The sequence below is a fragment of the Pseudophaeobacter sp. genome (assembly GCF_048267565.1).
Classification (GTDB): domain Bacteria; phylum Pseudomonadota; class Alphaproteobacteria; order Rhodobacterales; family Rhodobacteraceae; genus Pseudophaeobacter; species Pseudophaeobacter profundi.
The window spans coordinates 197,387-203,469 of sequence record NZ_JBLWXG010000006.1 but is presented as its reverse complement, the minus strand read 5'-3'; the positions used below and the strand labels follow the sequence as shown (position 1 = coordinate 203,469).

Genomic DNA, 6,083 nt, shown 5'->3' with positions numbered 1-6,083 from the left:
AGAATGATCGCGCCTTTGCTATCCACAATGCAAAGCGCACATGACCGCAGCGACACATCCAGTCCAGCGTAGTATTCCATCATCTGTCTCCCTTGTTCACAACTATCCTGTGATCTTATCGGGAGCTCGACCTCAGAACAGAGGCAGCCCAATTACGCATGCTTTGGGGTGAAGCGGTACTCTTGAAATTATGGATTCAGTGTTGATGAGGTTGCAAGAACGTGTTTGAAAGATTTCAGACTTGCGTTGATGCTGTTTATTGCCTTAAAGCAAAAAATTCGTTTAGTTCTCCTGACTGCAAAGCTTCTCGCTGTGTAGCTTTAGGGTATGTCTTGGGGACTTTGGGATGCCTTCGAGGCATACCAATGCCCAGTCTCAGGGTTGAGATATCGTGATGAGGAGCTTTCATTAATCATGCAAGCTACTGATATTGATAAAATTAAATTCTCCAGAGAATGATTTTTTGGGCGTGGTAGATTTGTAACCGGATTGCGGGCCACTATAAATAATCCGCTAAAGAGGTCAGGACGTGAAGGACCCCCTTTCGCTTGGCCGGACGGGGGTTTTTTGTTGCGCGACAGGCGCAGGAGGACATGACATGAGTGAGAGCTGGAACAACCGCACCAAACTGGTGCACGGGGGCACGCGCCGCAGCCAGTATGGCGAAGTCAGCGAGGCGATCTTTCTGACACAGGGGTTTGTCTACGATAGCGCCGAACAGGCCGAAGCACGTTTTATCGAGACTGGCCCGGATGAATTCATCTATGGGCGCTATGGCAACCCGACCGTGGCCATGTTCGAAGAGCGTATCGCCCTGTTGGAAGGGGCCGAGGATGCCTTTGCCACCGCCTCTGGTATGGCGGCGGTCAACGGGGCGCTGACCTCGATGCTTAAGGCTGGCGATCACGTCGTTTCTGCCAAGGCGCTGTTTGGCTCCTGTCTGTATATCCTGGAAGGCATCTTGTCGCGCTATGGGGTCGAGGTCACATTTGTCGATGGCACCGATCTGGAGCAATGGCGCGCCGCGGTGCGCCCAGACACCAAGGCGGTGTTCTTTGAAAGCATGTCCAACCCCACCCTGGAGGTGATCGACATCACTGCCGTGGCCAGCATCGCGCATGCGGTTGGCGCCACCGTGGTGGTGGATAATGTCTTTTCGACTCCGGTGTTTTCCGATGCCATTGCGCAGGGTGCGGATGTGGTGGTCTATTCGGCTACCAAACATATCGACGGCCAGGGCAGGGTGCTGGGCGGGGTGATCCTGGGCACGCGTGATTTCATCCGCGGCACGGTTGAACCCTACATGAAACACACCGGTGGCAGTCTCAGCCCGTTCAACGCCTGGACATTGCTCAAGGGGTTGGAAACCATTGACCTGCGGGTCAGGGCACAGGTTGAAACTGCGCTGAAGATCGCAACCGAGCTGACTGGTCATCCGGCACTGGAGCGGATGATCTATCCAGGTCTTGCGACCCATGCGCAGCATGATCTGGTGCAAAGCCAGCTGCAGGGCAATGGCGGCACGGTGTTGGCGCTGGATCTGAAGGGCGGCAAGGAAGCGGCCTTTCGGTTCCTCAACGCGATGACTATCCCGGTGATTTCAAACAACCTGGGCGATGCAAAATCCATCGCCACCCATCCGGCCACCACCACCCACCAGCGGCTGCCCGATGCACAAAAGACTGAGCTGGGTATCACCTCGGGCCTGGTGCGTTTCTCTGTCGGACTGGAGGATGCGGGCGATCTGATCGCGGATCTGACCCAGGCGCTGGTAGCGTCGCAGGGCTAGGTTACAGCCATCTTTGGCGCCCTCTTTTCACGCGAGAGGGGGCGCCGCTTGGTGAGCCTGTTTTCACCCAAGGCGTCAGAACCGGGGGTGAACCTGCCGTATTTGCGTGATCCATTTTGAAGTTTGCCACGTAAAGGTATAAATAGATTAGGTGGCTGCGGGCATTGCGTGGCCAAATCGGAGAGCTGTGTGCAATGAATATCCTCAACCGTGATCTGCCTGATGTCCCGGATCAGCAAGAGGCCGAGGCCGCCTTGGCGCTGCTGCGCAAGTGGGCTAAAACAGTCACGCCGACCGAGCTGGCACAATTGGATCCGGCCCTGGCGCGGCTTTTGCCGGGGCGTGCGGTCAGCAATTATCCCGATCTGGCACGCAGCTACCCACAGGATTTCAAATCGGACGAGGCCTATCGCGCGACCCTGCCCGATCTGCAAAATGGCCCTGCCAGCCTGATCCGTGGCGCGAAAGAGCAGATCCAGCATGTCGGCATTTCCAATTTCCGCCTGCCGATCCGGTTCCACAGTCGTGATGGGAACGATCATACATTGGAAACCAGCATAACCGGATCTGTCAGCCTTGAGGCCGGAAAAAAGGGCATCAACATGTCCCGGATCATGCGATCCTTTTACAAACACGCCGAAAAAACCTTTAGCTTTGAGGTGATGGAGGCCACGCTGAGCGATTACCTTACGGATCTGGACAGTATGGATGCGCGGCTGCAAATGCGGTTTTCCTTTCCGATGCGGATTGAAAGCCTGCGTTCTGGTCTGTCCGGTTATCAGTATTACGACATCGCGCTGGAACTGGTGCAGACTGGGGGGCAGCGCCACAAAATCATGCATCTGGACTATGTTTATTCCTCGACCTGCCCCTGTTCGCTGGAGCTGAGCGAACATGCCCGACAGGCGCGCGGCCAGTTGGCAACGCCGCATTCGCAACGTTCTGTGGCGCGGGTTTCGGTGGCGCTGAATCCCACAGGCGGATGCCTGTGGTTCGAGGACCTGATTGGCCATTGTCGCCAGGCGGTACCAACAGAGACTCAGGTCATGGTCAAACGAGAGGATGAGCAGGCCTTTGCCGAGCTGAACGCCGCCAATCCGATCTTTGTCGAGGATGCCGCCCGGCTGTTCTGCGAGGCCCTGCAAGGAGATTCGCGCATTGGTGATTTCCGGGTCGTTGCCAGCCATCAGGAAAGCCTGCACAGCCACGACGCGATCAGCATCTTGACCCAAGGGGCGCTGTTTGCGCAGCAGAGCCTGGATCCGAAACTGTTTTCAACCCTGATCCATCAGGGCTGATCCTGTACAGGAATTTACAGGTGCCGGACCTGAAAGGCCTATTATTGGCGCTTTTAACCGCTGTGCGGCCCTGTTTGGGCGGGTGATGGCATCTGCTTTGCAGCGTTGCCCGGCTGCACGTGACACAGTGGATGCGCCGCCTGTGCCTTGACAGTTTCGCCGTGGCGGGCCAACGCTCCCTCTTATGTTGGATATTCGACCCGTTGGATATGTGATCGGCCTTCTGGTTGTGATCTTGGGGGGCATGATGGTGTTCCCGTTTGTTGCCGATCTTCTGGAGGGGCGGGGCCACTGGCCTGTGTTTTTGGAAAGCGGCATCATTACCATGCTGGGGGGCGCGCTGATCGCGCTCAGCTGTGGCAGCGCCACACAAAAAGGGCTGTCCATTCAGCAGACCTTCTTGCTGACTACCCTGGTCTGGGTTGCCCTGCCGATATTTGGTGCGCTACCCCTTATCCTTGGGGCGACCGAGCTCAGCTTTACCGATGCGTTTTTTGAAGCCATGTCCGGTTTGACCACAACCGGGTCAACGGTGATTTCCGGTCTGGATGATCTGCCCAAGGGGCTGTTGCTGTGGCGTGGTATCCTGCAATGGCTGGGGGGCATCGGCATTATTGTGGTCGCCATGGTCTTTCTGCCGGAGCTGCGCGTCGGGGGGATGCAGATCTTCAAGTCTGAAGCCTTTGATACAATGGGTAAGATCCTGCCTCGGGCGCAGGCGATTGCAAAGCAGATCGCACTGATCTACCTGGGCCTCACTGTGACCTGCATGGTGGTCTATATGGCGCTGGGCATGGGCTCTTTTGATGCGCTGGTTCACGCGATGACCACGATGTCGACCGGTGGGTTTTCCAATTATGATGCATCATTCGGCGCCTTTTCCGGCCCGCCGGAATATGCAGCCTCTGTTTTCATGATCCTCGCGGCGTTGCCTTTCGTGCGCTATGTACAGATGATCAATGGCCAGGCGAACCCGCTGGTTAGTGACAGTCAGGTGCGGGCATTCCTTGGCACGATTGCTATCCTGGTCGTGGTAACCGCCGCCGTCCTGGTCAGCATATTTCCGCATCACCCCGAGCAGGCGGTGCGTGAAGCGCTGTTCAACATCACCTCCATCATATCCGGCACCGGCTATGCCAGTGTCGACTATATGAAATGGGGCAGCTTTCTGATCATGGTGTTCTTCTTTGTCGGGCTGATCGGCGGCTGTGCGGGCTCTACCGCCTGTTCGGTCAAGATCTTTCGCTATCAGCTGCTCTTTGCCTCTATCCGGGTGCAGATCCAGCGTATCAGATCGCCGCATGGGGTTTTTGCCCTGCGGTTTCAGGGCCGCACTGTCGGGCCAGATGTGCTGAGCTCGGTGATTTCCTTTTTCATGTTCTTTGTGGTGACAATGGGGATTGTGGCCTGGGCGCTGGCGCTGACTGGGCTGGATTTCATCACCGCGATTTCCGGTGCCGCCACGGCGGTGGCGAATGTGGGGCCTGGCCTGGGGGATACCATCGGTCCGGCGGGCAATTTCGCCTCGCTGAACGATGCGGCAAAATGGATCCTCAGCAGCGCCATGCTGATTGGTCGGCTAGAGCTGATGGCGGTTTATGCTATTCTTACAGTGCGGTTTTGGCGCGCCTAGGCGCCGCAGTGGGTCATTGCGCGCTTGTACCGCTACAATCCATAGCCTTGCCCTTGAAACCACAAGCCCCTATGAGGCATTGATCGGAAACAGCGAGCGCACGGAGACTTTTGCCCATGCCCGTTCTAGTAATGAAATTTGGCGGCACCTCGGTTGCCAACCTCGACCGGATTAAACGCGCGGCCAAACGTGTCGGCGTCGAAGTGGCAAAGGGCTATGACGTCATTGTCATCGTCTCTGCCATGTCTGGCAAGACCAATGAAATGGTTGGCTGGGTCAATGAGACCTCGCCGCTGTTTGACGCCCGCGAATATGATGCCGTGGTGTCATCCGGGGAAAATGTCACAGCCGGATTGATGGCGCTGACCCTGCAGGAAATGGATATTCCCGCCCGCAGCTGGCAGGGCTGGCAGGTGCCGTTGAAAACCACCAGCGCCCACAGCCAGGCCCGGATCGAAGAGATCCCGCCGGAAAACATCAACGCCAAGTTTGGCGAAGGCATGCGTGTTGCTGTGGTGGCAGGCTTTCAGGGGATCAGCCCCGAGGGGCGCATCACCACCCTGGGCCGAGGCGGGTCTGACACCACCGCCGTGGCCTTTGCCGCCGCGTTCGAGGCCGAGCGCTGCGATATCTACACGGATGTGGATGGGGTCTATACCACCGACCCGCGGATCTGTGGCAAGGCGCGCAAGCTCGACAAGATCTCATTTGAAGAAATGCTGGAATTGGCCTCGCTGGGGGCCAAGGTGCTGCAGACCCGCTCGGTAGAGCTGGCGATGCGCTACAAGGTGAAACTGCGCGTTCTCTCTAGTTTTGAAGAACAATCCGACGCGGCGGGTACGCTGGTCTGCGATGAGGAGGAAATCATGGAATCCAATGTTGTGGCCGGTGTGGCCTATTCCCGCGACGAAGCCAAGGTGACGCTGATGTCGGTTGCTGACCGTCCAGGCATCGCCGCGACCATTTTCAATGCGCTCTCTGATGGGGGCGTCAACGTCGACATGATCGTGCAGAACATCTCGGAAGATGGCCGCACGGATATGACCTTTTCCTGCCCAACCGATCAGGTGGGCCGTGCCGATCAGGCGCTGATGAGGATCAAGGAACAGGGTGAGCTGAACTACGCCGAACTGGTGGCCGATGAGGATGTCGCCAAGGTTTCTGTTGTGGGTATTGGCATGCGTTCGCAGTCAGGTGTTGCGGCCAAAATGTTCAAGGTACTCTCTGATGAGGGGATCAATATCAAGGTTATTACAACCTCTGAGATCAAGATTTCCGTTCTTATTGATCGGAAATACATGGAACTTGCAGTCCAAGCACTGCATGATGCTTTTGAATTGGACAAGGCAGCCTGATCACGGGG

General features: G+C 56.8%; 4 protein-coding genes and 1 riboswitch. All 4 genes read left to right on the top strand.

Annotated elements, in window-relative coordinates; genetic code table 11:
• Positions 1-459 precede the first annotated feature (459 nt).
• A riboswitch (SAM riboswitch) is annotated at positions 460-538 on the top strand.
• Positions 539-598: 60 nt separating this feature from the next.
• Positions 599-1,789 (top strand): O-succinylhomoserine sulfhydrylase, encoded by a 1,191-nt coding sequence (gene metZ / locus ACN0VH_RS14885; RefSeq protein ID WP_278924303.1) that lies wholly within the window; start codon positions 599-601, stop codon positions 1,787-1,789.
• A gap of 194 nt (positions 1,790-1,983) precedes the next feature.
• Complete coding sequence (folE2, locus tag ACN0VH_RS14880; protein ID WP_417701023.1) at positions 1,984-3,087, top strand: GTP cyclohydrolase FolE2; 1,104 nt, start codon at positions 1,984-1,986, stop codon at positions 3,085-3,087.
• 184 nt (positions 3,088-3,271) lie between these two features.
• Positions 3,272-4,720 carry a TrkH family potassium uptake protein gene (locus tag ACN0VH_RS14875; RefSeq protein WP_278924301.1) on the top strand — a complete coding sequence of 483 codons (1,449 nt, stop codon included), beginning with the start codon at positions 3,272-3,274 and terminating at the stop codon, positions 4,718-4,720.
• 116 nt (positions 4,721-4,836) lie between these two features.
• The gene (locus tag ACN0VH_RS14870; protein WP_278924300.1) at positions 4,837-6,075 is read left to right on the top strand and encodes an aspartate kinase; all 1,239 of its coding nucleotides are present in this window, start codon (positions 4,837-4,839) and stop codon (positions 6,073-6,075) included.
• Positions 6,076-6,083 lie beyond the last annotated feature (8 nt).